At 54.4% G+C, this 24,968-nt stretch carries 28 protein-coding genes; 14 read left to right on the plus strand and 14 right to left on the minus strand.

Going from position 1 to position 24,968, the window contains the following annotated elements; translation table 11 throughout:
- Positions 1 to 102: 102 nt before the first annotated feature.
- The 6 genes from AAAH10_RS08215 (at position 103) to cutA (ending at position 4,865) form a co-directional block, all read left to right on the plus strand.
- Positions 103 to 765 carry a hypothetical protein gene (locus AAAH10_RS08215; protein WP_343562401.1) on the plus strand — a complete coding sequence of 221 codons (663 nt, stop codon included), beginning with the start codon at positions 103 to 105 and terminating at the stop codon, positions 763 to 765.
- An 89-nt stretch (positions 766 to 854) separates the two neighbouring features.
- A complete protein-coding gene (locus AAAH10_RS08220) occupies positions 855 to 2,000 on the plus strand; it encodes an ABC transporter permease (protein WP_343562402.1) in 1,146 nt (381 codons plus the stop codon).
- 4 nt (positions 2,001 to 2,004) lie between these two features.
- The gene (locus AAAH10_RS08225) at positions 2,005 to 2,793 is read left to right on the plus strand and encodes an ABC transporter ATP-binding protein (protein WP_343562403.1); all 789 of its coding nucleotides are present in this window, start codon (positions 2,005 to 2,007) and stop codon (positions 2,791 to 2,793) included.
- 18 nt (positions 2,794 to 2,811) lie between these two features.
- Positions 2,812 to 3,846, plus strand: coding sequence for an MlaD family protein (locus AAAH10_RS08230; RefSeq protein WP_343562405.1), 1,035 nt, complete (start codon positions 2,812 to 2,814; stop codon positions 3,844 to 3,846).
- Between the two features lie 28 nt (positions 3,847 to 3,874).
- Positions 3,875 to 4,519: an ABC-type transport auxiliary lipoprotein family protein gene (locus tag AAAH10_RS08235; protein ID WP_343562407.1), complete on the plus strand. Its 645-nt coding sequence runs from the start codon at positions 3,875 to 3,877 to the stop codon at positions 4,517 to 4,519.
- Positions 4,520 to 4,526: 7 nt separating this feature from the next.
- Entirely contained in the window at positions 4,527 to 4,865 is a 339-nt protein-coding gene (gene cutA / locus AAAH10_RS08240) for a divalent-cation tolerance protein CutA (protein WP_343562408.1), read from the plus strand.
- A gap of 12 nt (positions 4,866 to 4,877) precedes the next feature.
- Here the strand turns inward: cutA and gmhA are convergent, their stop codons facing one another.
- A complete protein-coding gene (gene gmhA / locus AAAH10_RS08245) occupies positions 4,878 to 5,444 on the minus strand; it encodes a D-sedoheptulose 7-phosphate isomerase (protein ID WP_343562410.1) in 567 nt (188 codons plus the stop codon).
- 255 nt (positions 5,445 to 5,699) lie between these two features.
- On the opposite strand from gmhA, the gene AAAH10_RS08250 reads away from it, so the two are divergent.
- Positions 5,700 to 6,299, plus strand: a complete 600-nt coding sequence (locus AAAH10_RS08250) for a YceI family protein (RefSeq protein ID WP_343562412.1) — start codon at positions 5,700 to 5,702, stop codon at positions 6,297 to 6,299.
- A 219-nt stretch (positions 6,300 to 6,518) separates the two neighbouring features.
- Positions 6,519 to 7,121, plus strand: a complete 603-nt coding sequence (locus AAAH10_RS08255; protein ID WP_343562414.1) for a YceI family protein — start codon at positions 6,519 to 6,521, stop codon at positions 7,119 to 7,121.
- 94 nt (positions 7,122 to 7,215) lie between these two features.
- Here the strand turns inward: AAAH10_RS08255 and AAAH10_RS08260 are convergent, their stop codons facing one another.
- From AAAH10_RS08260 to AAAH10_RS08270, 3 genes are all read right to left on the minus strand, one after another.
- Positions 7,216 to 8,046, minus strand: coding sequence for a substrate-binding periplasmic protein (locus AAAH10_RS08260; RefSeq protein ID WP_343562416.1), 831 nt, complete (start codon positions 8,044 to 8,046; stop codon positions 7,216 to 7,218).
- A gap of 84 nt (positions 8,047 to 8,130) precedes the next feature.
- Positions 8,131 to 9,066, minus strand: coding sequence for a DMT family transporter (locus AAAH10_RS08265; protein ID WP_343562417.1), 936 nt, complete (start codon positions 9,064 to 9,066; stop codon positions 8,131 to 8,133).
- Positions 9,067 to 9,205: 139 nt separating this feature from the next.
- Positions 9,206 to 10,585: an MFS transporter gene (locus AAAH10_RS08270; RefSeq protein WP_343562418.1), complete on the minus strand. Its 1,380-nt coding sequence runs from the start codon at positions 10,583 to 10,585 to the stop codon at positions 9,206 to 9,208.
- A 166-nt stretch (positions 10,586 to 10,751) separates the two neighbouring features.
- Between AAAH10_RS08270 and AAAH10_RS08275 the strand changes: the two genes are divergently transcribed.
- Positions 10,752 to 11,291, plus strand: coding sequence for an NADPH-dependent FMN reductase (locus tag AAAH10_RS08275; RefSeq protein ID WP_343562420.1), 540 nt, complete (start codon positions 10,752 to 10,754; stop codon positions 11,289 to 11,291).
- 95 nt (positions 11,292 to 11,386) lie between these two features.
- Here the strand turns inward: AAAH10_RS08275 and AAAH10_RS08280 are convergent, their stop codons facing one another.
- Positions 11,387 to 12,262, minus strand: a complete 876-nt coding sequence (locus AAAH10_RS08280) for a dihydrodipicolinate synthase family protein (RefSeq protein WP_343562422.1) — start codon at positions 12,260 to 12,262, stop codon at positions 11,387 to 11,389.
- A 55-nt stretch (positions 12,263 to 12,317) separates the two neighbouring features.
- A complete protein-coding gene (locus AAAH10_RS08285) occupies positions 12,318 to 13,637 on the minus strand; it encodes an NAD(P)/FAD-dependent oxidoreductase (protein WP_343562424.1) in 1,320 nt (439 codons plus the stop codon).
- 71 nt (positions 13,638 to 13,708) lie between these two features.
- Here AAAH10_RS08285 and AAAH10_RS08290 point away from each other — a divergent pair, with 71 nt between their 5' ends.
- From AAAH10_RS08290 to AAAH10_RS08300, 3 genes are all read left to right on the plus strand, one after another.
- On the plus strand, positions 13,709 to 14,611 hold the full coding sequence (locus AAAH10_RS08290; protein ID WP_343562426.1) for a LysR substrate-binding domain-containing protein: 903 nt from the start codon (positions 13,709 to 13,711) through the stop codon (positions 14,609 to 14,611).
- A gap of 105 nt (positions 14,612 to 14,716) precedes the next feature.
- Complete coding sequence (locus AAAH10_RS08295; RefSeq protein WP_343562428.1) at positions 14,717 to 14,956, plus strand: hypothetical protein; 240 nt, start codon at positions 14,717 to 14,719, stop codon at positions 14,954 to 14,956.
- Positions 14,953 to 15,936 (plus strand): sensor domain-containing diguanylate cyclase, encoded by a 984-nt coding sequence (locus tag AAAH10_RS08300; RefSeq protein ID WP_343562430.1) that lies wholly within the window; start codon positions 14,953 to 14,955, stop codon positions 15,934 to 15,936. Before AAAH10_RS08295 ends, AAAH10_RS08300 begins: the two co-directional genes overlap by 4 nt.
- 55 nt (positions 15,937 to 15,991) lie before the next feature.
- On the opposite strand, the gene AAAH10_RS08305 is transcribed toward AAAH10_RS08300, so the two are convergent.
- Positions 15,992 to 17,233: an aminotransferase class V-fold PLP-dependent enzyme gene (locus AAAH10_RS08305; protein WP_343562432.1), complete on the minus strand. Its 1,242-nt coding sequence runs from the start codon at positions 17,231 to 17,233 to the stop codon at positions 15,992 to 15,994.
- A gap of 138 nt (positions 17,234 to 17,371) precedes the next feature.
- Here AAAH10_RS08305 and AAAH10_RS08310 point away from each other — a divergent pair, with 138 nt between their 5' ends.
- Positions 17,372 to 17,845, plus strand: coding sequence for an Lrp/AsnC family transcriptional regulator (locus tag AAAH10_RS08310; protein WP_343562434.1), 474 nt, complete (start codon positions 17,372 to 17,374; stop codon positions 17,843 to 17,845).
- A gap of 3 nt (positions 17,846 to 17,848) precedes the next feature.
- On the opposite strand, the gene AAAH10_RS08315 is transcribed toward AAAH10_RS08310, so the two are convergent.
- From AAAH10_RS08315 to AAAH10_RS08325, 3 genes are all read right to left on the minus strand, one after another.
- Entirely contained in the window at positions 17,849 to 18,379 is a 531-nt protein-coding gene (locus tag AAAH10_RS08315) for a hypothetical protein (RefSeq protein ID WP_343562436.1), read from the minus strand.
- Between the two features lie 87 nt (positions 18,380 to 18,466).
- Positions 18,467 to 20,923 (minus strand): YgiQ family radical SAM protein, encoded by a 2,457-nt coding sequence (locus tag AAAH10_RS08320; protein ID WP_343562437.1) that lies wholly within the window; start codon positions 20,921 to 20,923, stop codon positions 18,467 to 18,469.
- Positions 20,924 to 21,104: 181 nt separating this feature from the next.
- Complete coding sequence (locus AAAH10_RS08325; RefSeq protein ID WP_343562492.1) at positions 21,105 to 22,097, minus strand: MDR family oxidoreductase; 993 nt, start codon at positions 22,095 to 22,097, stop codon at positions 21,105 to 21,107.
- A 162-nt stretch (positions 22,098 to 22,259) separates the two neighbouring features.
- On the opposite strand from AAAH10_RS08325, the gene AAAH10_RS08330 reads away from it, so the two are divergent.
- Positions 22,260 to 22,964: a type 1 glutamine amidotransferase gene (locus AAAH10_RS08330; RefSeq protein ID WP_343562438.1), complete on the plus strand. Its 705-nt coding sequence runs from the start codon at positions 22,260 to 22,262 to the stop codon at positions 22,962 to 22,964.
- A gap of 8 nt (positions 22,965 to 22,972) precedes the next feature.
- Here the strand turns inward: AAAH10_RS08330 and AAAH10_RS08335 are convergent, their stop codons facing one another.
- The 4 genes from AAAH10_RS08335 to AAAH10_RS08350 all read right to left on the minus strand — a co-directional run bounded on the left by AAAH10_RS08335 (position 22,973) and on the right by AAAH10_RS08350 (position 24,960).
- A complete protein-coding gene (locus AAAH10_RS08335; protein WP_343562440.1) occupies positions 22,973 to 23,668 on the minus strand; it encodes a Crp/Fnr family transcriptional regulator in 696 nt (231 codons plus the stop codon).
- Positions 23,669 to 23,798: 130 nt separating this feature from the next.
- On the minus strand, positions 23,799 to 24,116 hold the full coding sequence (locus AAAH10_RS08340) for an HdeA/HdeB family chaperone (RefSeq protein WP_343562442.1): 318 nt from the start codon (positions 24,114 to 24,116) through the stop codon (positions 23,799 to 23,801).
- Positions 24,117 to 24,224: 108 nt separating this feature from the next.
- The gene (locus AAAH10_RS08345) at positions 24,225 to 24,545 is read right to left on the minus strand and encodes a hypothetical protein (protein WP_343562444.1); all 321 of its coding nucleotides are present in this window, start codon (positions 24,543 to 24,545) and stop codon (positions 24,225 to 24,227) included.
- 202 nt (positions 24,546 to 24,747) lie between these two features.
- Entirely contained in the window at positions 24,748 to 24,960 is a 213-nt protein-coding gene (locus tag AAAH10_RS08350) for a DUF4170 domain-containing protein (protein ID WP_343562445.1), read from the minus strand.
- Positions 24,961 to 24,968 lie beyond the last annotated feature (8 nt).

Below are 24,968 nucleotides of genomic sequence, written 5' to 3' on the forward strand. Positions count from 1 at the left end.
AAAACAAAGAGAATTTTTATCCGGGCAAAGCTCCCGAACAATGCCAGACGCGACCGGAAGAATGAAACTTCTGTGACACTTTGATCCTGCTCTGGTATTTTAATGGACAAATCGCTATTGCACTCCCAGCATAAAACCGCAACTGTTCGCATTCTTGCAAACGAGGCCTGTAGCAGAACGATGCCCATTGAAAATGAATACAAGTTTCCCCTGAACGATCCGGACGGGACTCTGGAACGCACGATGGAAACCCACCCGGATTTTCAAAAGATCACGATCAGACAGGGCTATCTGCGCAAGGGCTGCAGGGTCAGGGAATGGAACGAGGGTCCGAACGGGAAGCACCGCTTCATCTTCTCCTACAAGCACCGGGTTGAAGACGATGTTGTGGAAATTGAAACCGACATCGAAGAGGATGACTTCAATCGCCTCTGGACCGTAGCAGAAAAACCGGTTGAGAAAATTCGCTTCAAAAAGGTTGAAGGCACCATTATCTGGGATGTCGATTTTCTGAAGCACAACGGAGTGACCTACTTTGCCCTTGCAGAAGTCGAGCTGCCTGCCGAGGATCGCGAGGTTCCCTCTGTTCCCGACATCCTCAAAAACCATGCCATGGGACGAATGGAGCGCCATTGCAAGGCTCTGACCAACAAACGTCTTTCCGATCCGGACTATGCCGCAAGGGTCATGGACGCCTTCATCAAGCACAAACCCCTGCCGCCTGCTGAAGACATCATCCTCAAGGCGGACCTCATCAACATCTGATGAAGGGATCAGGCCTGTCGCGGGGGATTCCCAAGTCCTTCAAAATACAGTATTCTCAAAATCAGGTTTGATCAGGATTTGCAGGTTTCATGGACGACACGACGGTTTCCCCTCTTTTGCCTTCCATTGAAACCGGAAGCGATCAGGACATCAGGCTGTCCGGAACCTGGATTACCCAGCACGTTCCCACTCTGGAAAAGTGCATCGGACAGTGGCTGTCGCGAAAGACAGCTCCCGGAAACCTGATTGTGGATTTCAGCGCGGTACAGCGTATGGATACGGCTGGTGCCCTGCTCTTTCTCCGCATGGAAAAGCACCTGCTTGAACAGGGTTTCTCCCTGGAGCGCAATGGTGTTTCCCCTGCTGCGGCCTCAATTCTGAAAGCAGTCGAACCCCACGCACAGATCAGCCCCGGTCTTTCCCCCCGCCTCCCTCTTTGGGAACGCATCCTCAACCGCGCCGCCGCAATTGCACTGGAATTTCTGTCCTCGCTTCGCGATCTCACTGCCTTCACGGGACTGATCACGCAGACCCTGATCATGGCCCTGCTGAACCCGCGACGATTGCGCTTCAACGCCATTCTGACACAGGTCCAGAAAACCGGGGCCAGCGCTCTTCCCATTGTCGGGCTGATCTCTTTTCTGATCGGTATTGTGCTGGCCTTTCAGGGGGCCGGGCAGCTCCGGAATTTCGGGGCCGAAATCTTCACGGTCAATCTGGTTGCCATTGGCGTGCTCCGCGAAATGGGTATCCTGCTGACCGCCATTGTTGTCGCAGGCCGGTCGGGGAGTGCCTTTACGGCGGAAATCGGCACCATGAAGGTCAGCGAGGAAATCGATGCCATGCAGACAATCGGCCTGAACCCGATCGAGGTTCTCGCCCTGCCCCGCATCATTGGGCTGCTGATCGCCTTGCCCCTGCTGACCTTTTACGCCGACATGATGGGGCTGCTCGGTGGTGCCATGATCAGCTTTGCCACTCTGGGGATCACTCCTCTGCAATTTATCGAAACCCTGCACGGTGCTGCGGGTCTGAACGACTTTTTCGTCGGTATTATCAAGGCACCCGTCTTTGCCTTCATCATTGCCATGGTCGGATGCCACGAAGGCTTCAAGGTTTCCCGCAGCGCTGAATCTGTCGGGCAGCAGACAACCCGTGCAGTGGTTGAATCCATTTTTATTGTGATTGTTCTCGACGCCCTCCTCTCCATTCTTTTCTCGGCACTGGGAATTTGAAATCATGAGCAATCCGGAAAAAACCAGCACAGAAAAGATTGCCATCGAAATCAGGAACCTGCGCAACCAGTTTGGCAGCCAGATCCTTCATGACCAGCTGGAACTCGACGTCAGATCCGGGGAAATACTTGGCGTCGTTGGTGGGTCGGGAACAGGCAAGTCTGTTCTCATGCGCACCATCATCGGCCTCAACCGGAAGGCTGCAGGCACCATTCGCATTCTTGGACAGGATACAGACACGCTTGATCGCGCGGGGACCAGAAGCATTCAGCAACGCCTTGGCGTCCTGTTTCAGGATGGTGCCCTTTTCTCTTCCCTGACAGTCTCCCAGAACATTGAAGCGGTTTTGAAGGAACACACCGGCATCTCCGGCAAGATGCGTGAAGAGCTGGCCGCCCTCAAGATCGCTCTGGCCGGTTTGCCGCCTGAAGCCGGAGGAAAGTATCCCTCAGAGCTCTCCGGCGGCATGCGCAAACGGGCCGGTCTGGCCCGGGCACTGGCCCTTGATCCGGATATTGTCTTTCTCGATGAACCGACCGCAGGTCTGGACCCGATTGGTGCCCATCAGTTTGATCAGCTCATTCTCGATCTCAACAAGGCTCTGGGTCTTACCGTTGTCATGATCACCCATGATCTTGATTCCCTCCATGCCATCTGTGACCGGATCGGCGTGCTGTTGAACAAGAAGATGAAAGTTGGCACCATTCCGGAGCTGATTAGGGAACCCGATCCCTGGCTTGCGGATTACTTTGGCGGGCCAAGGGGGCGTGCCGCCTCCAGACAGGATACATAGAAAGAGAGAACCCGGAGTATGGAAACACGTGCCAATCATCTGCTCATCGGCGGCTTTGTCATCGCTCTCTTCTTCGGAGCCTGCGCCTTTGTCATCTGGCTTGCCAACTTTCAGGGTGATCAGGTCTTTGACCGCTATCACATTATCTACAAGGGTGATGTCGGCGGCCTGAAGTCCGGAAGCCCGGTGAACTATCAGGGGGTCTCGGTTGGTCAGGTCATCAATGTCCGGCTTGCCCCCGGCAACCCGACCGAGGAAATCCTGATCGAGCTGGAAGTGGATGCCAACACTCCGGTCACGACAGAGACAATCGCAACGCTTCAGCATCAGGGCATTACCGGAACCAAGACCATCACACTGGCTACAGAAGGTCACGACGCAGAGGCCCTGGAAAATGACGGCCCCTATGGAGAGCCGGTTATCAAGGCGGGAACATCAGCCATTGAAGAACTGCTGGAAGGTGCCCCTGAGCTGATTGCCAATGCCAATGTGCTGCTCGCACAGGGTCAGGATCTGCTGAACGACGAAAACAGGAACAACATTGCCCAGACACTTGCCAGCATTGCCACCATCACCCGTGTCCTTGCCCAGCAGGAAGACTCTCTGCGCGCGCTGATTGCCGATGCCCAGCAGACAACAGAAAACGTCCGCCTGATCACGGAGGACGTCCAGTCCGTAACCCGTGATTTCAGAGACAATACAACGGGTATGGCTGCAGAAGCCCGTGAAACACTTCAGGCCATCAATTCCGCCGCTGTTCAGGTAGACGCACTGGTCGAAGACAGTGCCCCGGATGTACGCAACCTGCTTGTTTCTCTCAACGACACCGCCAGATCCTTTGAGCGCACCAGCGGGCAGCTTGAAGAAATGCTCCGGGAAAACCGCCAGCCCATTCAGGATTTCGCTTCAACAGGGCTCTATGAACTCTCCTCGCTCCTGAGCGAAACCCGCGCCCTGATCCAGGACATCCAGCTCCTGACAACGGATATCAAACGCGACCCGGCACGCTTCTTCTTTGGCGATGCACAGGATGGCTTTGTTGCCGGCGAATAAAAGGTTCACAGGAAGAATAGAGGCTTTCATGCAAAAAAACAGCTCGACCCGCCGTCACTTTCTCAAGGCCGCCTCAATGGCTGCAGGCGCAACAGCGCTCGCCGGATGCTCCGGTATTCTGCCCGGACGGGGACCGCTTCCCTCTCTCTATCGCCTTTCCCCCAAAAGCACCTTCCGGGAGGACCTGCCCAGAGTTGACTGGCAGCTGGTACTGGAAGCGACCTCGGCCAATGCGAGCCTGAACACGACCAAGATTGCCCTGCAGCGGGACCCGATCAAGCTCGAGTACTATGCCAATGCCGGCTGGATCGACAAGGCGCCTTCCATGGTCCAGACACTGCTGGTTGAATCCTTCGAAAACACGGACAAAATCATTTCCGTGGGACGTGAAGCCATTGGTCTGCGTTCGGATTTCATCCTGAAAACTGAACTGAGGGAATTCCAGACCGTCTATCCGGACGGAAAGCCTGAAGCCCTGGTGACAATCACGGCAAAAATCGTCCAGATGCCGCGGCGTGTCATTATCGGCTCCCGCTCCTTTGAACAGCGCGTCCCTGCCGAGGCTGACAATCTGGATGCGATTGTCCGGGCCATGGATGATGCCCTTGGCAAAACAATGCGCCAACTGGTTGAATGGACACTGACCACAGCCAACAGCAAATACCGGGGATAGCATTCACATGACAGAGACAGAGTTCCTGTTTGTCTATGTAACAGCCGGTTCCAAGGAAGAAGCGAAAGCAATTGCCGCGGAAGCAGTGAAGAAAAATCTGGCAGCCTGCGCGAACATCCTGCCGTCCATGACCTCTGTCTTTCAATGGCAGGGACAGGTGGAAACAGCAGAGGAAACAGTCCTGATTCTCAAAACTACCCGGAAGAAATTCGCGGCTCTGAAACAGCTCGTTCTGGAACTGCACAGCTATGACTGCCCCTGTATCACCGCACTGCCGGTATCAGACGGGCACAGTGATTTTCTGGACTGGATCAGATCAGAAACAAAAACACCAAAGCGGTCCTGAGCGTATCCTCGCTCAGTCCACCAGTCCCAAACGACGCTCGGCTTCTCCGCACAGGTAGTGACCAACGGCAATGTGCATTTCCTGAATGTGATTGGTCTGATCCGAAGGAACCGCCAGACAAAGATCACAAAGACCACGCAGCGTCCCGCCGCTCTGACCGGTAAAGGTCATTGTCCGGACGCCAAGATCCCGAGCGCGTTCAATTGCCCTGATCACATTGGCCGAGTTGCCGCTGGTGCTGATCCCGACCAGCAGATCCCCCTCACAGGCCAGACCGGCAACCTGACGGGCAAAAACCTCTTCATACCCGTAGTCATTGCCAATCGCTGTCAGCGCTGAACTGTCAACAGTCAGGGCAATGGACGGAAGTGACGGACGGTCCTTCTTGTAACGCCCGACCAGCTCTGCAGCGAGGTGCTGGGCATCCGCAGCTGAACCACCATTTCCGCAAAAGAGAATTTTACCACCCTGATCCAGCGTTTCATGCCAGACCTTTGCTGCAGCTTCCAGTTCCGCCTCCAGGGATTGCAGGGCTTCAAAATTGCGGGCAACAGTTGTGCAATAGGCAGCAAAGCTCATAACAGGCAAAATCTTTCAAAATTGACGGCAGGCACCGAAGCGGATTAGCGAATTTTTCTGGCAGGGGACCAAGACGATCCCCCCGTTTCCTGTGGACAGTAACAACCTTGTTGGGCGCAAACAAGGCAAAGAACACGACAGAATCACAGTCCGGTCACAGGGATTTGAAAGAATAAAAAGCCGTCGTCAAACATAATTGTTCACAGATCAAGTCACCGCCACTCCGACACACCAGCCCGGAAGGAAACAGCAGTCATGTCCCTGTCATCCCCCATCCCCACCCTGATGAAAGCCCTGGTCCTTTGCACCGTTCTTGCTCCGGTGCAGGGCTGGGCCAGCTCGCTCTACAGCTTTGATACCGAAGGCAGTGATATCTCTGTCGATTATGTGTTTTCAGGACTGAGCACCCAAAGTCTTCTGTTCCGTGATTTTGAAGGCCGTTTTACAATCGACTTTGACAACCCCTCCAAATCAGAAGTTGATGTCACAATCAGGGCTGAAAGTGTTCGGACCTCTGTGGGGTTCTTCAGTGAACTTCTGCGGGGTACAGATTTCTTTGATACCGCAAACCATCCGGATGCGACCTTCAAAAGCACCAGCGTTGAACGCATTGCCATGGACAGCTATCAGGTCACGGGTGATCTGATGATCAAGGGCATTACAAGGTCGGTCACCCTGATCGCACGGCAAACCGGACAGGCGGGCACGGCGAACGATCCTGCAAGAACCCTCCTGTTTGAACTGGAGGGTCAACTGAAAAGAAGCGACTTCGACCTCGGTGTCAACGCTCCCCTGACATCAGATGAGGTCGACCTGAGAATACAGACAGAGCTTGTCAGAGTTACAAAATCCTGACGCAAAAACCGCACGACCCCGGGGCTTCAAGCAAATTGTTTCCATAAACGCGACAAACCGTTTCCATTTCCCGCAGTTGTTTCCGCTATGAAAGCACCCCACTATTCTGTCTATGCAACAGCCAAACGGGAAAACAGGAAAAGTTTCTCACTCAAAGGGCTTGATCTTAACCCGCTGCGCTACAACCTAAACTCACAGATGTTTAACAGGAGCAATCTGATGACCCGCTTTTTGAAATCCTCTATCGCAGCCACGGCTCTGATGCTGGCGTCCACAACAGCCTTTGCGGCTGATCAATACAGCTTTGACGCCGGTCACAGTGAAATCACAGCCGCTTTCAACCACTCCGGTATTTCCACACAAACGATCAAGTTCGAAACCTTTGACGGCACGATCATGATCGACAAGGAAAATCCGGCCAACAGCCAGGTTGACGTCACCATCGATACTGCTTCTGTTCGTACCAACATCGAAGTGTTCAACGGTCACCTGCAAGGCGGCGATTTCTTTGACAGCGAAAATCACCCGCAGGCCACATTCAAAAGCACATCCGTCAAACAGACCGGCGCAGACATCTACACAATCGTTGGCGATCTGACCATCAAGGGCAATACGCAGCCCGTTACCCTGACAGCGGTTAAAACCTTTGAAGGCGAGCACCCGCTCGGTCAGTTCATTGACGTTTACAAAGGTGCCCAGTACCTCGGCTTCCGTATTACCGGCGACCTGCTTCGCAGTGACTTCGGTCTGGGTAAATACGCACCACTGACATCAGACAACGTGAACATCGTGATCAACACAGAGCTTGCAAAAGCCAAGTAACCGATCAGACAAATTCCGATGAAAAAGCCCTGCAGGCTTCTGCAGGGCTTTTTTGTTCTACGGGGCCGGGAGACTCACCTCCTGCCTGCGTCTGCTATTCTGAAAAACACCGGAGATGCGTTTCCGGCTGTTCCCTGAAACAGGCAATGGAACGATTGACAGCAGCAACAAGATCCTTTGAAAGCGTTCTGGAAAGCATCATGTGGACAGCGTCGCGATGCAGCAGGACACCCAGATCAACAAGCCTGTCCTGATTGCCTCTTATCTGGCGGTTCCATACCCACCAGAGCCGGTCCGAAACCATCATGTCCAGCCGTCCGCCCAGTACAGTCCCGTGAAGTGTGTCATGATCCGGCACCCGGTGAAGCCTCATCAGGACCGCAGGATCCTCATACTGGCGACGTTCAAGCTCTTCTATGGCCTTTCCGTACCAGCCACCGTTCACAGCACCGATTGTCAGGGGCCGTTCCATCAATTCCTCAAAGGAATAGCCGAGATGCGCCTCGATTGTTTCCGGACGGCCATACAATCGCGCCTCTTCATCCCTGTAAGGCAAACTGAACAGACCATAGCGTTCACGCTCGGGAACGAAGGATGCAATGGGAATAATATCGACAGTTCCGTTTTCCAGGGCCCTGAAAGCCCTTTTCACAGGCAGTTCCACAAAGGCCAGGCGGCACCCCACCGGTTCCAGAATGTGCTTGAGGATAACAGGCTCAACGCCTTCCGGTTCCCGCCCTTCTCCCCTGTCGATCATGTAGGGCGGGTAGGAGTTCCATGCGATACGCAAGGTACAACTGTCCTCACTGGCAAGGCTTGTCGCACCTGACAGGGTCCACAGAACCGTCACAAGCGCTGTCACAAAGTGACAGAAGAAACAGGGAAAGATTGCGGACCTGAGTCCGAGGGCTTCAAGCAACCGCATAGGCCTGATCCAGACAGAAAACACACAGATTGAACAGTAACAGTGTAACAAAGAAAGCTGTTTGCAACCATCGTTCTGACGATCTCAGAGCCTGTCCTTGCGCCAAAGTGCAAAAAGAACGCCCACCACGATAAAGCCGGCCCCGACAGCATGGAAGGCTTTGGGCACCTCACCCAGGAACAAAACAGCCATGATCGCGCCAAAAACCGGCATCAGATGCACAAACTGCCCTGCAACGGCTGCCCCCACAACACGCACAGCGTGATTCCAGCAAAGGAAGGCCATGACTGATGCCATGATGCCCGTGTAAAAAATAATCCCGAGATTGGGGGCAGACAGCACAATCGCAGGCTCATCAAAAATGTTGAAGTAATAGGCAACAGAAAGCGGGATTATCCCGACAAAGGCAATAAAGGTCAGAAAGGCAAGCGGAGACAGTTCCCTGGGCTTCCAGGCAAGCCAGACAGAATAAAAACCCCAGGCCAGCGCTGCTGTGACGATAAAGAGGTCTCCCTTATGGAATTCCACCCGCAAAAGCGCAGACAGATCCCCTTGCACCACCAGCAGCAGGACACCGAAAGTTGACAGCAGAATTCCCAGCGCCTGACGCCAGACCAGATGTTTGCCAAGCAGAATGGCAGACAGGAGAACAATCAGCACAGGGATGGCCGAATTGATCAAAAGACCGTTTGTCGCCAGCGTGGTTTGAAGCCCTGCATAGACAAGTGTATTGAACAGTGACACACCCAGGATGCCCAGAATGGAAAGCCTGAACCAGACCGGCCGGATAATATGCCACTCCCTGACAACAGAGCGCCACCCGATAAATCCCAGAATGGAACAGGCAACGATCCAGCGCCAAAAGCCAAGCGTAACCGGCGGGATTTCAAAGGCTGCAGCCCGTCCGAGAATAAAATTCCCGGACCACATAAGAGTAGCAGCCACAAGCAACAGGTAGGCGCGATTTTGTTCTGATAAACGCGCACGTATTCTGCGGAATGCTTCTATAGCCTCTGTCATTTTGCCCTCGTCTGGAACGGATAGTGCTTTGCTTTTTCTTCTGTTTTTTAAACGCAAATTACACAGCTGGACTCTGTAACAGCTTCTGTCACAAGGCAAACAGAAAAACACTTTAAGCCTTTTTTGTTACAGCAGCCTGTCACAGACGTGTCGGCCAGGCCGGATGGTGGTCGTCAATAACAAAGTCGTGGACATGCCGCACAGCCTCATGGTGATGCGGATGGACATGGGGTTCAGGTCCTTCCCATCCTTCATGCTTGTGGTCATGATGCTCATCATGCACGTGCATGTGGCCATGGTGATGCGCAGGATGCTCGTGCTCCAGCTCCCTCCCGAATTCCCTTGGCCAGAACCAGAGCGCGGCAACTCCTCCGACAAGCACCAGTGCCGCCATGATCAGCATTGTCTCCTGCAGGCCAAAGGTAACACCGGCCCATCCTGCAAGCGGATAGGTGATCAGCCAACCGGCATGAGACAGCGCAAAGTGAGCCGCATAGATCGCAGGACGATCCTCCGGATGGGCCGAACGTGCCAGCAGCCGCCCGGAAGGCGTCAGGATAACAGAACCCGCAACGCCCAGCAGGAACCAGACCGGCAATCCTGTTACAACCGAGTCAATTTCTGTGGCCAGCAAAAGACCGACAATCAGCATGGGAATGCCTGCAAGCATGACCTTGCGGTCATGAACGGTTCTCAGCAGTCTGGGAATGGTGAAGGCAACAACCATTGAGCCGGCACCATAGACACCCATAAAAAGCGTCAGGATGGTCTGATCCGCCCCGAGTTGCCCCTGCACCAGTACGACCGTGTTGACCAGCACAATCGAACCGGCAGCGGAAACGGCAAAGCTCATGCCAAGCAGGCCCTTGAGACGCGGGGTTTTCATATAGATACGGAAGCCCTTGCCCAAACGCTTGCGCAGGGTATCCTGCTGATCCAGCGCCTTTTTGGCAGCAGGCAGAGCCGCCGTGACAACCAGCAGGGCAGAGATCAGGAAGCCAACACCGGTCCCCGCAAAAAGCCAGTGGAACGACACAACACTCAGCAACAGCCCGGCAAAAACCGGGCTCAGGACAGATTCAAGGTCATAGGCAAGGCGCGACAGACTCAAAGCGCGTGTGTATTCCTCTTCATCGGGCAAGACATCCGGGATGGTGGCCTGAAAGGTCGGGGTGAAAGCCGCAGAAAAACTCTGGAACAGGAAAACAAGAACATAGACCTGCCAAATGGCATCGACAAAAGGCAGCAGGCAGACCATCGCAGCCCGGCACAGATCCAGCCCGACCAGAAAACCGCGTCGCGGAAAACGTGCTGCATAGGCACCGACCACGGGGGAAATGCCGACATAGGCCACCATTTTCAGGGCAAAGGCCGTTCCCAGAACGGTTCCTGCCCTGTCTCCCGCAAGATCAAAGGCCAGAAGCGCCAGGGCCACAGTCGCCAGCCCCGACCCCATCAGGGAGAAAACCTGCGCGCCAAAAAGGTGCCTGAAGGTGGCATTGCCCAAGATCGAAAACATGTCCTGACTTTCTGCTGCTAAATGCGTTGTATTCTTTCTGCACACTTTCGAACTCTTCGGGTATGCTGTCAATGCCGAGATGGCCGCACGACTTGATTCAGGAACCACTTTCCCCACATGGAAAGCTCCTGAAATCAGACCTCTATAACCATTGGGAGACCAATCAATGAAAGTTCTGGCCTTTGCCGCAAGCAGCAGCCGCAACTCCATTAACAAGAAACTTGTTTCAGCAGCAGCCGACCTGCTGAAATCAGCCAGCCCCTCCGTTGAGATTGAACTGCTGGATATCAATGATTACGAGCTGCCACTTTTCAGCGAAGACCGGGAAAAGGAACTGGGCCAGCCTGAACTGGCCAAAGCCTTTTATGACAAGATCGGTTCTGCCGATGCTGTTCTCGTTTCCTATGCCGAGCACAATGGCACCTACTCCGCAGCCTTCAAGAACATCTTCGACTGGACGTCCCGCGTCCACTATCAGGTCTTCCAGAACAAGCCTGCTGTCTATCTTTCCACCTCTCCGGGCAAGGGAGGCGCAAAATCCGTTCTGACGCAGGCCGTGAACTCCGCACCACACTTCAAGGCCGACCTGAAAGCCAGCCTCTCTGTACCAAGTTTCGGTGAAAACTTTGACGTTGAAAGCAACAGCTTCAGAAATGATGAAATCAAAGCAGAGGTCAAAATGGCTGTGACAAGCCTGCTGGGCTGATCCGCCTGTCAGGAAAACCATCCTGAACAAAAGCCCCTGCAACAAGTGCAGGGGCTTTCCCGTTTCCGGTTTTGTTCCTTCAAACCCTGTCCGTCCTAGGCATCCAGACAGGCGAGCGTTTCAAAGAATTCCCTTTCCTCCTGCTCGGAAAGTGGCCGTTGCGGCTTTCGCACCGAACCACCTTCATATCCGCGCACACGGACTGCAGATTTGACGGCAGAGAAATAGTTGTGCCTCCAGATCCAGCTCAGGGAAGGCTCCATCTTTTTCCAGAGCTCAAGAGCCCCGGCATGATCACCCGCCTGCACAAGATCCCAGAGCTTCACACACTCGTGCGGCATGTAGTTTGCCCCGCCCCAGATCGAACCGTAGGCCCCGGCCATGAAAGAGAAAACAGCCGTGGTATCCGCACCGTTCAGCAGGCGTACCTTTTTGTTGCGCAGGTAAACCTGGTGAATGGTCATATCCCCGCTTGAATCCTTGATGTAATTGAAGTTCGGCAGATCTCCCAGACGGTCCAGCAGGGCAGGAGACACGGACAGTCCCGTGGCCTGGGGAATGTTATACCCGACGATGTCAGTGCTGATCGCCGCATCAATCTCCCTGTAGAACTCAAAAAGGCCATCGTCATCATCCGGACCTTCCAGATAGGGCGGAAGGATCATCAGCGCATCAGCGCCGTGATCTTCGGAATGACGGGAGCGGCGCACGATTTCTTCCATGTTGAGAGCAGAGCTCTGGCAAATCACCTTGCAGCGCCCGTTCACCCGCTTCAGCCCCAGTTCGTAAAGCCTGTTGCTTTCCTCTTCCGACAGATAGGGGTGCTGCCCTGTACCGGATCCGAAAACCAGCCCGTGCACACCGGCATCAATATAAATGTCAATCAGCTCTTCCCAGCGGGCATAGTTGATTGAGCTGTCCTCGTGAAACGGCGTTTGCATCGCCAGATTGATACCAGCCAGATCAGCCATCTTTTCTTTCCTCTTGCTTGTCTCTCGTTTGTCTCTTGTTCATCGCCTGATTTCCTCAGGTTTCCAGACCGGCGCGCCAGAAACGGTACCGTGTCGTGGCCCTGACACCCATCTCGGTCAGAAAGGCAGGATATCCCCTGTCCGGTTTTGGTCTGCCTTTCAGAATATCGATGGAGCGGCTTTGCTGCCCCAGTGCCATCTCGGCCAGCGCCTTGCCAAAGGCGGTTCCCCGCGCAACACCGGTTCCATTGCAGAAAGCGGCCCCGTAGACACCATCAGCCAACTGGCCAAAAACCATACCACCATTGTGGGCCATAACCAGCAATCCGCCCCAGCTGTGTTCATAGCCGATTTGTGCCAGTTGCGGATAACGGCGTTCAAAGGCGATAACATGCTTGCTGTGCGCTGCCTCAACATCACTGCGGGTCGAACGGAACCCGCGGGCATAGGAATAGACATTTCTCAGGAACAGACGCCTGTCATGAGTAAAGCGCATCGTCGTCCCGAAGCTCTCGGCCGGAATGACACCATAGGGCCGGTGCAATCCGGCCTGCTGCATCTCCTCCTCCGTCAGGGGTCTCGTCATGGAGGCATAGGTGTAGACAGGGATCGCCGTGTTCGGGAAAAATCCGCATTTTGTCAGATAGGCCGCGTTGCACAGCAACAGCTGCGAAGTTCTGATTGTTCCTTGGGGTGTCTGACAAAACTGCTCCCCTCGCCCGTACTCAACATCAACGAGTGGCGTTTTTTCATAGACCTGCACGTTCTCCGGCAGGGCCTTCATCAGGTTCACCAGATATTTTGCAGGCTGCAGCAAAATGGTCCCGGGCGTGTGAAGAGCAGAAAAGTAATGCTCGGACCCTGTCAGCTGACAGATTTCGTCACGCTCCAGCCAACGGTATTCCTTGCCGATAACATCCAGCGCCCGGGCCATTTCATCCAGACACTGCCTGCCGCGTTTTGTTGCAGCAGAATGATACTTCCCGCCTTCATCCCAGTCACAGTCCACTCCAGCGCCTTCCACTGCAGAGCGGATATAGTCAATACCTTCGGAATTCACATGGAGTTCCTCCGCATTGCCCCTGAGATCCTCGGCAAAGTGCGGGTTGCGCGGATTGTGAGCCAGATCGATCGCAAATCCTGCGCAACGCCCGGCAGCATTGTTGCCGATCCGTCCAGCATCAATCAGCACGACAGAAGCCTGTGGAGCCAGCTCCGCCAGACGACGCGCGCAATGAATCCCCATCCAGCCACCTCCGACGACCAGATAATCGCAAGCGATGTCTGTTTTCAAAGGTTTCGCCGCCGGCTGTTTGCCCAAAGCAGCATACCAGCCGGAATCTGTTGGTTCCATCTGTACGGACTGTATCTTCATACCGGGCACAGTCCCTTATTTTCAGGTCTTTTTGTAGACGCAAAAAATTCAATCTGATATAAATTTTTTCTATGTCAAAACTTCGCTCGCTCCTTCCTTCGGCAAACAGTCTCCTCGTCTTTGAAGCCGCAGCCCGCACCTTGAGTTTTCAGGCTGCTGCACAGGAAATGAATGTCACACAACCCAGCATCAGCCATTCCATACGCGGACTCGAGAAACATCTGGACACAAAGCTTTTTCATCGCGGGAACAGAGGTGTTTCCCTGACAACAGAAGGCGAGGAACTCTACAACGATCTGGCTCCTGCCCTGAACCTGATAGAAGCCCGCCTCGTCAAACTCAGCGAGAAGAAGAAACGCATCATCACGGTTGCAGCGTCCACATCTGTTGCAGCACAGTGGCTTCTTCCCCTTGTAACGGCCTTTCACCGCCAGAACCCCGATGTCCAGGTGCGACTGCTGACCAGTGATCGCGATATGGAGCCGGGGCACGACGTCGATTTTGCCATTCTGCGCGGCCCCTGTGCCTGGGATCGCCCGAATGTCTGGTATCTCGTTGATGAAATCCTCTATCCGATCTGCAGCCCGGCCTATCTTCAGGATGCACCGGCGCTCACCACACTGGATGATCTGTCCTCCCACAGCATCCTGCACAACAAGGAACCCTATCGAAAGCGCCTGAACTGGCAGGGCTGGCTTGAGGAACTGGGATATTCCGGCCCCCGCCTGCCGGAGAGTGTCTTCATGAACGACTACCAGCTCGTCCTTCAGGCCTGTCTGGCGGGTGAAGGCATTGCAATGGGCTGGAGCGTGACATCCCGGCAACTGGTCAATCGCAGAATGCTTGTCCGGCCTCTTCCACATGAAGTCTCAACAGGTTACGCTTTTTATGTTGTCGGACCGGAACACGATAGTATTGCACCCTACAAGCGAATATTCGCAGAATGGATCAGCCTCAATCACGAGAATATATAGAACATCCAACAGATAAAATTCTATCAGTAATTGAGTATTAACCTGTTCTTAAACACCGCATGATTTAATTTTTTCTCATATAAACGATGAGAAAGAGGCGAATTCATGCCGGAAAGAGCCAATGAACTTGTTCAAAAGACCACAGCCTCTCTGAATGACTTAAGAACGCCAGTTGCCCTGAGAAGAAGCATAGAACAGCATCAGGACAATCTTCTCTCGCTGGCAAAGGCCCTGCTGGTTGCCGGAAAAAGCGAGCAGGAAATTCTCGAGATCCTTGATAGTGCGTTTTCTTCCTACAAAAAGGAGCTCACAAAAACGATTGTCACCTTGGGAAATGAACAATGACAACGCACACGAAGCTGAATGATGAAGCAGGACGGCTTTCAGCACTACACCGTTATGATGTGTTGGATACCCCCGAAGAACAACCCTTTGAAAATGTTGTAAATCTTGTACAGCAAACCTTGCAGGTGCCCATGTGCGCCGTATCGCTCGTGGATGAACACCGCCAGTGGTTCAAGGCCCGGCGTGGTCTGGGCGTTTGCGAAACAGGACGCGACATTTCATTTTGCACTCACGCGATCCAGCAGACGGATCCCTTTATCGTCAACAATGCAGAGGAAGATCCTCTGTTCATGAACAATCCCCTGGTTACGGAAGACCCGCACATTCGTTCCTATCTAGGCATTCCGCTACAGACACCGGAAGGCTACAACATCGGCAGTCTGTGCGGGATTGACATCAAGCCCCGCGACTTCCAGCCTCACGAGGTGGAAATCATGAAATCCTTTGCACGGATTGTCGTTGACGAGCTGGAACTCAGACAAATCGCCTCTTCAGATGCCCTCACAGGCGCCATGACCAGACGCGCATGGTGTGAAATCGCAGAAGGCGAAATCAAGCGGGCCCACCGCTACAAGCGCAAACTCAGCCTGGCCATTCTGGACATTGACCACTTCAAGCACGTCAATGACACCTATGGACACCCTGTTGGCGACAGGGTCATTCAGTTCCTGGCCAACCTTTGCATTGATGAAAAACGGGAGTCCGATTTCTTTGGTCGTTATGGCGGTGAGGAATTTGTTTTCCTCATTACGGAAACCGGCGAGGAGGAAAGCAAAAACCTGCTGGAGCGGATCCGGAAAAACTTTCAGGACAGCCCTATCCCCATCGGGGGAGGCGAGACAATTCATTGCTCGATCAGTGCAGGGATTGCCAGCCTCCGGGAAAAGGAGTTTCTTCCCCCCCTGCTGGAGCGCGCCGACCAGCGCCTGTATCAGGCCAAGGAAACAGGACGAAACAGGGTTGTCGTTTACAGCAACTGACAGGCAAAAGGCCGGAGAGATCTCCGGCCTTTCTGCTGTTGCTCCTGCCCTCTTGTCAGCCAAGAACCTCATCAAGCGCAGCAATCAGTTTGCGGATATCTTCCCGCGAGGTGTAATGCGCCAGAGAGAACCGCAACACACCGGTTGTTCCATTGTGCCCCAGAGCCTCGACAAGCCTCAGGGAATAAAAGTGCCCTGACCCGCAGAGCAACCCGCGCTCACCCAGCTTCGCATTGATCTCCACAGGCGTCATTCCGTTCGTCGGGACAACAGAAATGGTCGGCGCCCTGCCCTCATGGCTGTCTGGACCAACAACCTGCAAGGCGGGACAAGCAGAAAGATAGCCCAGAAGCTCCTCCATCAGAGCAGCCTCTGTCTCACTCAGCAGTTTCCTGACAGCAGCAGCCCTTTCCCGATCCGAAACCTGCGTCCCCTCCCCGAAATGATGATCATAAAGCGCATCGAAGTAGTCGCTCATGCCCTTGACCGCAGCAACCTGCGCATGATCGGGACCAGCCGGCATCAAACGCTTGTCCCGCACATCGGCATTGAAATAGTGTCCCTGACTGGACAGCTTTTCAGCCATGTCCCTGCGGATCACCATCAGGCCCAGATGCGGACCGAAAACCTTGTAAAGGGAGAAAAGGTAGATATCACAGCCCAGCTCCTGCACATCGGGCAGGCCATGTCCGGCGAAGGCAACACCATCTGTGATTGTCCGCACCCCCCTGGAGCGGGCCAGATCACAGATTTCACGCACAGGGTTGATCTCCCCCAGAATGTTGGAGACATGCGGGAAGGTCAGCAGCCTGGTTTTTTCTGTCATCAATCCAGGCAGATCAACCGGATTAAGCCGACCTGTGACGGGATCAACCGTCCATTCCCGAACCACAATCCCCCGTTTTTCCAGCTTGCGCCAAACCCCGGAATTGCCTTCATGATCCTGATTGGTCACAATGATCTCGTCCCCGGCCTGCAACCAGTCCTCTGTCGCATGAGCCAGAACATAGCTGTTTTGCGATGTCGAAGGCCCCAGATAGATTTCATCTGCCGGAACATTCAGCCAGCGCGCCATGGAGCTGTAGGCTTCTTCCATCATGACACTGGCCTGACGGGATGCCGCATTGGGATAGGCCGGCTGCCCCTTGCACTCCCGGCAAAAGCTGTTCCAGCGCTCCATGACAGGTGCGCAAACGTACGAGCCACCAGCATTTTCAAAATAGATCCGACCGGTTTTTTCCGCCTCCTCAAAGGCAGGAAAATGCTGGCGCACGAAAGAGAGATCAAGGGCAGTCATCAAAAGGCCTCACCTGTTTTTTCATAAAGTTGCCTTTCAGCTTAGGGAAAAAGCGTGCGAGTGTCTGATCGACATCACAAGTTCTTTCTGCTTAAATGAAATCATTCTTTCACAATCAAACTCCAGATGATCGAAACCATGCACAAAGTCAGTGTCGACAAACAGGACCTGCTCATCCTGAACGCCTTGCAGGAAAACAGCCGCATCCCCCGTCTGGAACTGGCAGAACGGGTCAATCTGTCTTCGGCCCAGTGTTTTCGCAGGGTAAAGCGACTGGAAGAAAGCGGGTTGATTGAACGCTACAGCATCAAACTGAATGCCGACAAACTCGGCATGGACGTTTCCGCCGTGGTGATGATCCAGTTCAACAAGTCAGAACCGGACGCCCGCAACAGACTGATCGCCCTGCTCCGCCGGATCGACATCGTCCGGCAAGGCTATTCCATCACAGGAGAATACGATTTTCTGGTTATGATCAGCTGCTACACCATGAAAGAGTTCAGCCACCTGATCAATCACCAGTTCCAGACCAGCTACATTGCAGGCATGCACTCCTACCTGCTGATGGACTGCATCAAGAACAGCCACGCCATCCCGTTGATGAAAGACTAAACCTCAACCAGCGCCCTCTCCCTTGAGCCAGGCTGTCACGAAAGCACCAAGGACGATACCGACCACTCCCAGGGAAGGCGCAACCCACCACTTCCGGGCCTGCTGAGCCTGAAGTGCAGCGGCGTGCAGGTGAATGGCTGTCGTCATCAATGATGTTAACTGCTCCGGTGTCAGGCGTCGCCGGGATGTCCGTTTGCGGTCGGCCTCACTCATGTTCCCGCGCTCATCCAGCGACACGTCCCTTTCGCTGTCGATATCATAAAACCCGAGGACCCGCCTGTGGATCAGGGCGATTTTCCCGTTCTGATCCGTTCGGAAAAACTCCGAGTGCTCATTGAAAACATTGCCCCAATAAGACAGATCAGCGGACGTCTGATCAGCCTCGGCCGTTCCTGTGATCAGAAATATCCAGCGTTGCAGGCTGGCACTGTAGCGGCTGTATTCTGCCATGATCTGTATGGCAGCCAGAACATCCTTCAGGCGCTGTCCGTTTTTATCAAGGTAAGGCGAGGCTGACTGGTTCCCGAAAATCATCACATTCCCCCAGAGACTGACCGGTTTCGCTCCACTCCCCAAGACTATCACAAAAAAAGCCGGAGCAAGCTCCGGCCTTTTTTCTGTTCAAATGGGCGACCAGCCTTTTTTGGCTTTGCTGCCGGTTTTCTTCCCGGCTTTCTTGCGCTGTCCTCCGGGCTTGTCCGCCCCTCTGTTCTTGCGGGCGGCCTGCAGGTCACGACGTCCCTTGCCGGCATGAGTGGTCAGGAAGGTTTGCGTTCCCTTTTTCTGCCCGGCCCGTGCGCCTTCTCCACCGGATTTTCCGGTTCCGACGGGCTGATAGGAAGGCACGAGATGATGCTTTGCCGGACCGATCAGATCAGAGCGCCCCATCTTGCGAAGGGTTTCGCGGATCAATGGCCAGTTTTCCGGATCATGATAGCGCAGGAAAGCCTTGTGCAGACGACGCTCTCTCAGCCCCTTGGCCGTGCGCACGACCTCGCCGGAATTCCGGCGGACAGGACGGAGCGGGTTGCGCTCGCTGTAATACATCGCCGTGGAAAGCGACATGGGCGACGGCAGGAAGGTCTGAACCTGATCCGCACGGAAACCATTGCGTTTCAGCCACATGGCGAGGTTCATCATGTCCTCGACCTCTGTCCCGGGGTGAGCGGCAATGAAGTAGGGGATCAGATAAAGTTCCTTGCCTGCCTTTTTGGCAGCGGACTGGAACATGGACTTGAACTTGTCATAGGTTCCGATCCCCGGCTTCATCATCTTGGAAAGCGGTCGATCCTCGGTGTGTTCCGGTGCGATTTTCAAATAGCCGCCAACGTGGTGTGTCACCAGTTCCTTGACGTAGGTCGGGCTCTTGACAGCCGTGTCATAGCGCAGACCGGACGCAATATTGATCTTCTTGATTCCCGGCACGGCACGGGCCTTGCGATAGAGTTCGATCAGGCTCTCGTGTGAAACGTCAAGGTTCTTGCAGACCTCCGGATAGACACAGGACAGACGGCGGCAGACCTTCTGGATATTGTCGTCCTTGCAGGCCTGTCGGTACATGTTTGCCGTCGGACCGCCCAGATCCGAAATCACACCTGTAAAGCCCTTGACCTTGGTCTTGATGTCCTCAATCTCCTTGAGGATCGATTCATGAGAACGGCTCTGAATCACGCGCCCTTCGTGCTCGGTAATGGAACAGAAGGTACAGCCCCCAAAACAGCCCCGCATGATATTGATCGAAAAACGGATCATGTCCCAGGCCGCAATCTTCGCCTCGCCATAGTTCGGGTGCGGCGCGCGGGAATAATAAAGATCAAAGACCCCGTCCATTTCCGGCGTTGTCAGCGGAATGGGCGGCGGGTTCATCCAGATCTGGCGCTCGCCGTGCGCCTGGACCATGGCACGTGCATTGCCCGGATTGCTCTCCAGATGCAAAACACGGGAGGCTTGCGCATAGAGCGCCGGGTCCTGAATGACATCGTCATAGGACGGCAGGCGGATGACGGTTTTCGCCTTGTCCAGATCGCGCATTTTCAAACGCGCAGCCTTGGCATCCGGAATGTCCTCGTCCATGTCGATAGAGGTCAGATCAATTTCGCCCCAGCCTTCGGGAATGGTGTTTTCGACAAAAACAGTTCCACGGATATTCTTCATATCCTTCGGCGCTTCACCGGCAGCGCAGCGATGCGCCACTTCCACAATGGCACGCTCGGCATTTCCGTAAAGCAGGATATCGGCTTTTGAGTCCAGAATGACAGAGCGGCGGATCTTGTCCGACCAGTAGTCATACTGGGCGATACGACGCAGGGACGCCTCAATGCCACCGATCACAACCGGGACATCCTTGAAAGCCTCCCGACAGCGCTGAGAATAGACAATAACGGAACGATCCGGCCGTTTGCCCCCTTCATCATTCGGAGTGTAGCTGTCATTGCGGCGAATTTTACGATCAGCCGTATAGCGGTTGATCATGGAATCCATGTTGCCAGCCGTTACACCGAAGAAAAGGTTCGGCTTGCCCAGTTCGCGGAAAGGCTCTGCCGACTGCCAGTCCGGTTGCGCCAGGATACCGACACGAAAACCCTGAGCTTCCAGTGTACGGCCAATAACCGCCATGCCAAAGCTCGGGTGATCCACATAGGCATCACCTGTCACAATAATGATATCGCAGCTGTCCCATCCCAGCAGATCCATTTCCTCGCGGGAGGTCGGCAGGAAAGGCGCAGTCCCGAAGCGGTGCGCCCAGTATTTGCGGTAGGAAAAAAGCTCGACAGCTTCATCGACAGTGGGAACAACGTGACTGTTGCCAAGGGACGCAGGGGCAACATCCTCATCACGGGCCTTGCGGGTCTTGATGTGTGTTCCGGCGGCAGCCTTCTCGCGAATGGCGCGCTCTTCATCGGGGTTGAAGCTCGTCGGGGAAAAGCTCTGCTGTGCCTGTCCGCTCTCTGCCTTGTCACACTGGCCCGGGCTCTGATGAGGAACATCGTAAGGGTTGCTGGCTGCAGGATGCGTTGCATCCGGGGACAGGCCGTCCTCCGGACCGGAATCTCCGGGTCCATTCACACTGTTGCTCATGGTGTCTCTCTCTTGACCTCTGCCCAGCCTTCTGGAGGCGACTTTTCCGTGGCAAGTCTTCAGGCAGCTTCTTTTCTCTCTGGTGCCTGTTCTACGCTTCTTTGCACCAGAATCAAGAAGAGATCGCTTTTCCGAGTAAAAAAGTCAGAAAAGCGATCTCTCCAAAAACAGGCAGAAATGATCAGGCTTTCACATCAACAACAATGCGTCCCTTTACAGCACCTTTGAGAATATCACTCCCCAAACGGGGCAGTTCTGCAAGCCCGACCTCCTGCACCATGGCCTCCAGCCTGTCGAGCGGAAGGTCTGTTACAACCCGCTCCCATGCCCTTTGCCGGGCATCATAGGGCTTCATGACAGAATCAATGCCCAGCAGGTTTACCCCTCTGAGTAGAAAGGGAACCACTGTGGCCGGCAACCCCGCGCCACCGGCCAGTCCGACAGCCGCAACAGAGGCCCCGTACTTCATCTGCCCCAGCACACGGGCCAGCATGGCGCCACCAACGGCATCCACACAGCCAGCCCAGGTTTCGCTTTCCAGCGGACGCTTGACTGTTTCGTTCAATTCTTCCCGTGCAACAATCCGGCTTGCCCCCAGATCGCGAAGATAGCTTTCGGTTTCCGGGCGCCCGGTCACAGCGGCAACCTGATAGCCAAGCTTGCCCAGAATGACTGTCGCAACGGAACCGACACCGCCTGCCGCCCCTGTCACCAGAACCTCGCCCTGCTCCGGGCTCAGACCGTGATCCTCAAGAGCCATCACGGCCAGCATGGCGGTAAAGCCCGCAGTCCCGACGGCCATGGCCTGTCTCGTCGAAAGACCATCCGGCAGAGGCACGAGCCATTCGGCCTTGACCCTTGCCTTTGTCGCATAACCGCCCCACCAGACCTCTCCAACCCGCCATCCTGTCAGAACGACGCGATCACCGGGCTTGTAACAGGGGCTGTCAGAGCTCTCCACAACGCCTGCAAAATCGATCCCCGGAATGTGCGGGTAATTGCGCACCAGACCGCCCCCGCCTGTCAGGCACAGACCATCCTTGTAATTGACTGTCGAGTATTCAATGGCAACAGTCACATCGCCTTCTGCAGGCAGTTGACTGTCATCCAGCTCGGTGACTTTTTGCGAGATATCGCCTTCTTCACTGCGATCAACGACCAGCGCCCTGAACATCTTTCTTGCTCCCATGTCCGTTTGTTCTTTTCAGAAAGGCTACCACAATCCCCTGCTCAATTGTGCTTTTATTCCGCTTCCAAAAAGCGTTGCAAAAGCCTGAACGGGCCTTACATTTAAATGCCAATTGACTTGAACAGGAAAATCACAGGGCAGCTTTCAATGAAACTCGGTATCTTGCAGAACGGACAACCCGCTGACGAAATGGTTCCAACACACGGACAAACGCACGGGCTGTTCAGAAAGTTTCTGGAAAACCGCGGTTTTACCTTTGTGTCCTACAATGTCGAGGCCTGTGAACTGCCCGAAAGCCCTCTTGAAGCCGACGGCTGGCTTCTGACAGGCTCCCGTCATGGCGTTTACGAGGATCACGCCTTTATTCCGCTGCTGGAGGATTTTATCCGCAAAACCTATGCTGCTGCCGTTCCCATGGTTGGCATCTGCTTCGGCCACCAGATCATGGCACAGGCTCTTGGAGGACGTGTTGAAAAGTTCTCGGGCGGCTGGTCTGTCGGCCCTACAAAATACGACCTGCCCAATCCCTCCCCCCTGACAGAACACCTGAAAAGCGACAGCATCACGGTTCTGGCCTACCATCAGGACCAGGTTCTGGAAAAGCCGGAAGGCTCAACTGTTATTGCCTCTTCCGATTTCTGCAGGATTGCCGGACTTCAATATGGCGACCGGGCCCTCACATTGCAGCCCCACCCGGAATTCACCAAAGGTTTCGTGACAGATCTGGCCAATCTTCGCCGCAATATCCTCCCCGAAGAAATCTATGATGGTGCGATGAGCAGGATGGATGCTTCTGTCCTGTCGTCCTCTTCCATCGGGGATGTGATCGAACGCTTCTTCAAGGAACGCTGAAAAACCGGCTAGCTCCTCAGCTGTGCTGCGACAGCCTGCAGGGCCTCCGCCTGCCGGACAGTGATGTAGCCGTCATCAATGGAGACAAATCCCTGCTTTCTGAATGCGTTCAGAGACAGATTGACTGTCGGACGGGACGCCCCGATCAGGGAGGCAAGTTCCGTTTGTTTCAGGCGCAGCTGAATTACCGTCCCCTTCCCGGTCCTCTCTCCGAAATCCTCAGCCAGCAGGAGCAGAATACCAGCCAGACGCGAGGCTGCACTGCGGAAAACAAGATCAACCGCCCTCATCTCTGATCGCCGGAAACGCCGGGCAAGCTGGGCGGAAACCCTGAACGAGAGGGCCGCTGTGTCTTTCATCAGCCCGGAAAAGATCTTTCGGGGAACCCGGACAACCGAACAGAGGTCGACTGCGACAGCAAAGCTCTCCCGGGACCCTTCACTGACAACCGGCAGTTCTCCGAAGACTTCTCCCGGCTCGACAAAGCCAAAAGTAAACTCCTCACCGTTCTCGGTCAGGCAGTAAATGCGTACCAGCCCTCTTTCCAGCAAATAAACAAACTCCGGAGAGGCCGTCGGTTCAAAAATGTGTTCGCCATCAAAGAAACCGATTTCAACCGCGCTGTCCCTGAGCTGAAGCAGGGCCTCCTCCGGCAGTTGATCCAGCCAGTTCAGGGAAGCCATATGCCAATGTGTCACGTTCATCATCCATCCCGGTTTCCAGAAGATGACACAAACAGACAAAGGCGCTGTTTTTGTAACCAAACTGTGGAGAAAAATTGAAATCCCCCTGCGAAAACCTGTCCGCAGGGGGAATGACACAACACGTTTTACCTTATCCGTCTGTGTGCTTGCCAATCACATCCACAACGACTTCCCCGGGGTTCTGCACACAATAGCTGTAGACCCTCTCAACGGGGATGGCGCTGAAGTCTTCCTCAAAGTCGACTTCCTCATCCCCTGCAGAATCAAGATAGCCCTGAATGTAATAGAGAGCGGTCGGAACATAGGCGTAGTCGAGCGCAACAAGTCTGGTACAGGTGTAGGAATCAAAAACATCAATTTCCTCTGCCGCCAGCGCTGTTGATACAACGGAGCTTCCCATGCCCGCAGCCAGAGCCGTCACCAGGAGCTTTTCCTTGAAAGATCGCATCAGTCTCTTCTCCATAAATCTCGTTATCCATTCCCGTTCAGGAACAGCAGCAAGATAGGCAGGAGAAGGAGAACAGTCTGTTAGGTGGCTAACAGCAATGCCTTTTAATCAGCGTTGCAGCACACCGTTGACGGCAAAGAGAACACAACCCTCTTCGTCTTTGCTGTTGCGCTCACAAAGCTGAAGTGCCTTTTCACGGGCCTTGCTCCTGCTTTCCTGACCGGAAACAGCAGCCCAGCTTCCATCCCCGGAATAGGCAAAGGCCTTGTCTCCTTCAGCAGACAACCATTTGAGATAACCCTGCTGCCCGGCTTCGGACAGGGCCGGAGGCAAGCTGTCCGCTGTCGCCAGCGCTTCCTGCCCCCCTTGCGCACAGGCTGCCAACATCAAGAGCACGCCTGTGACAGGCACCAGTTTCTGGAACATCATACAAACTCCCGGATCTTTTGACTGTTGCCCATTCTACGCTCCGGCAGTTGTCTTTATTCATTCACAAAGGCTTGAGCACACAGAAAAAACCGCATGTGCCCAGGGTGGCACATGCGGTGTCAAGTCAGACGGGTGACCTTGTTGTCACAATGGCTGTGGTGACAACAAGACTCTGACACACAGAGAGATCAAGGCTTCAAACTCACTGTGCTACAGATCCTGCCGCAGGTTCAGACAGAATGATGTAACGGACGTTGCACTCGCCCCGGCGTTCCTCGGAAATGTTGCGCCATGTGGTCATGGCTTCCTCACGACAGTTGAACGGGCCCTGCAACTGCTCGGTTCCGGCAACAACCTGGGAGAAATCCGTAGAGGTGAACTCTCCACCAACGATCCAGAATTTTGAATGGGACATCATCTCGC

This window comes from Carbonatibacter coralli (assembly GCF_039592655.1).
Lineage (GTDB): Bacteria > Pseudomonadota > Alphaproteobacteria > Kiloniellales > Kiloniellaceae > Carbonatibacter > Carbonatibacter coralli.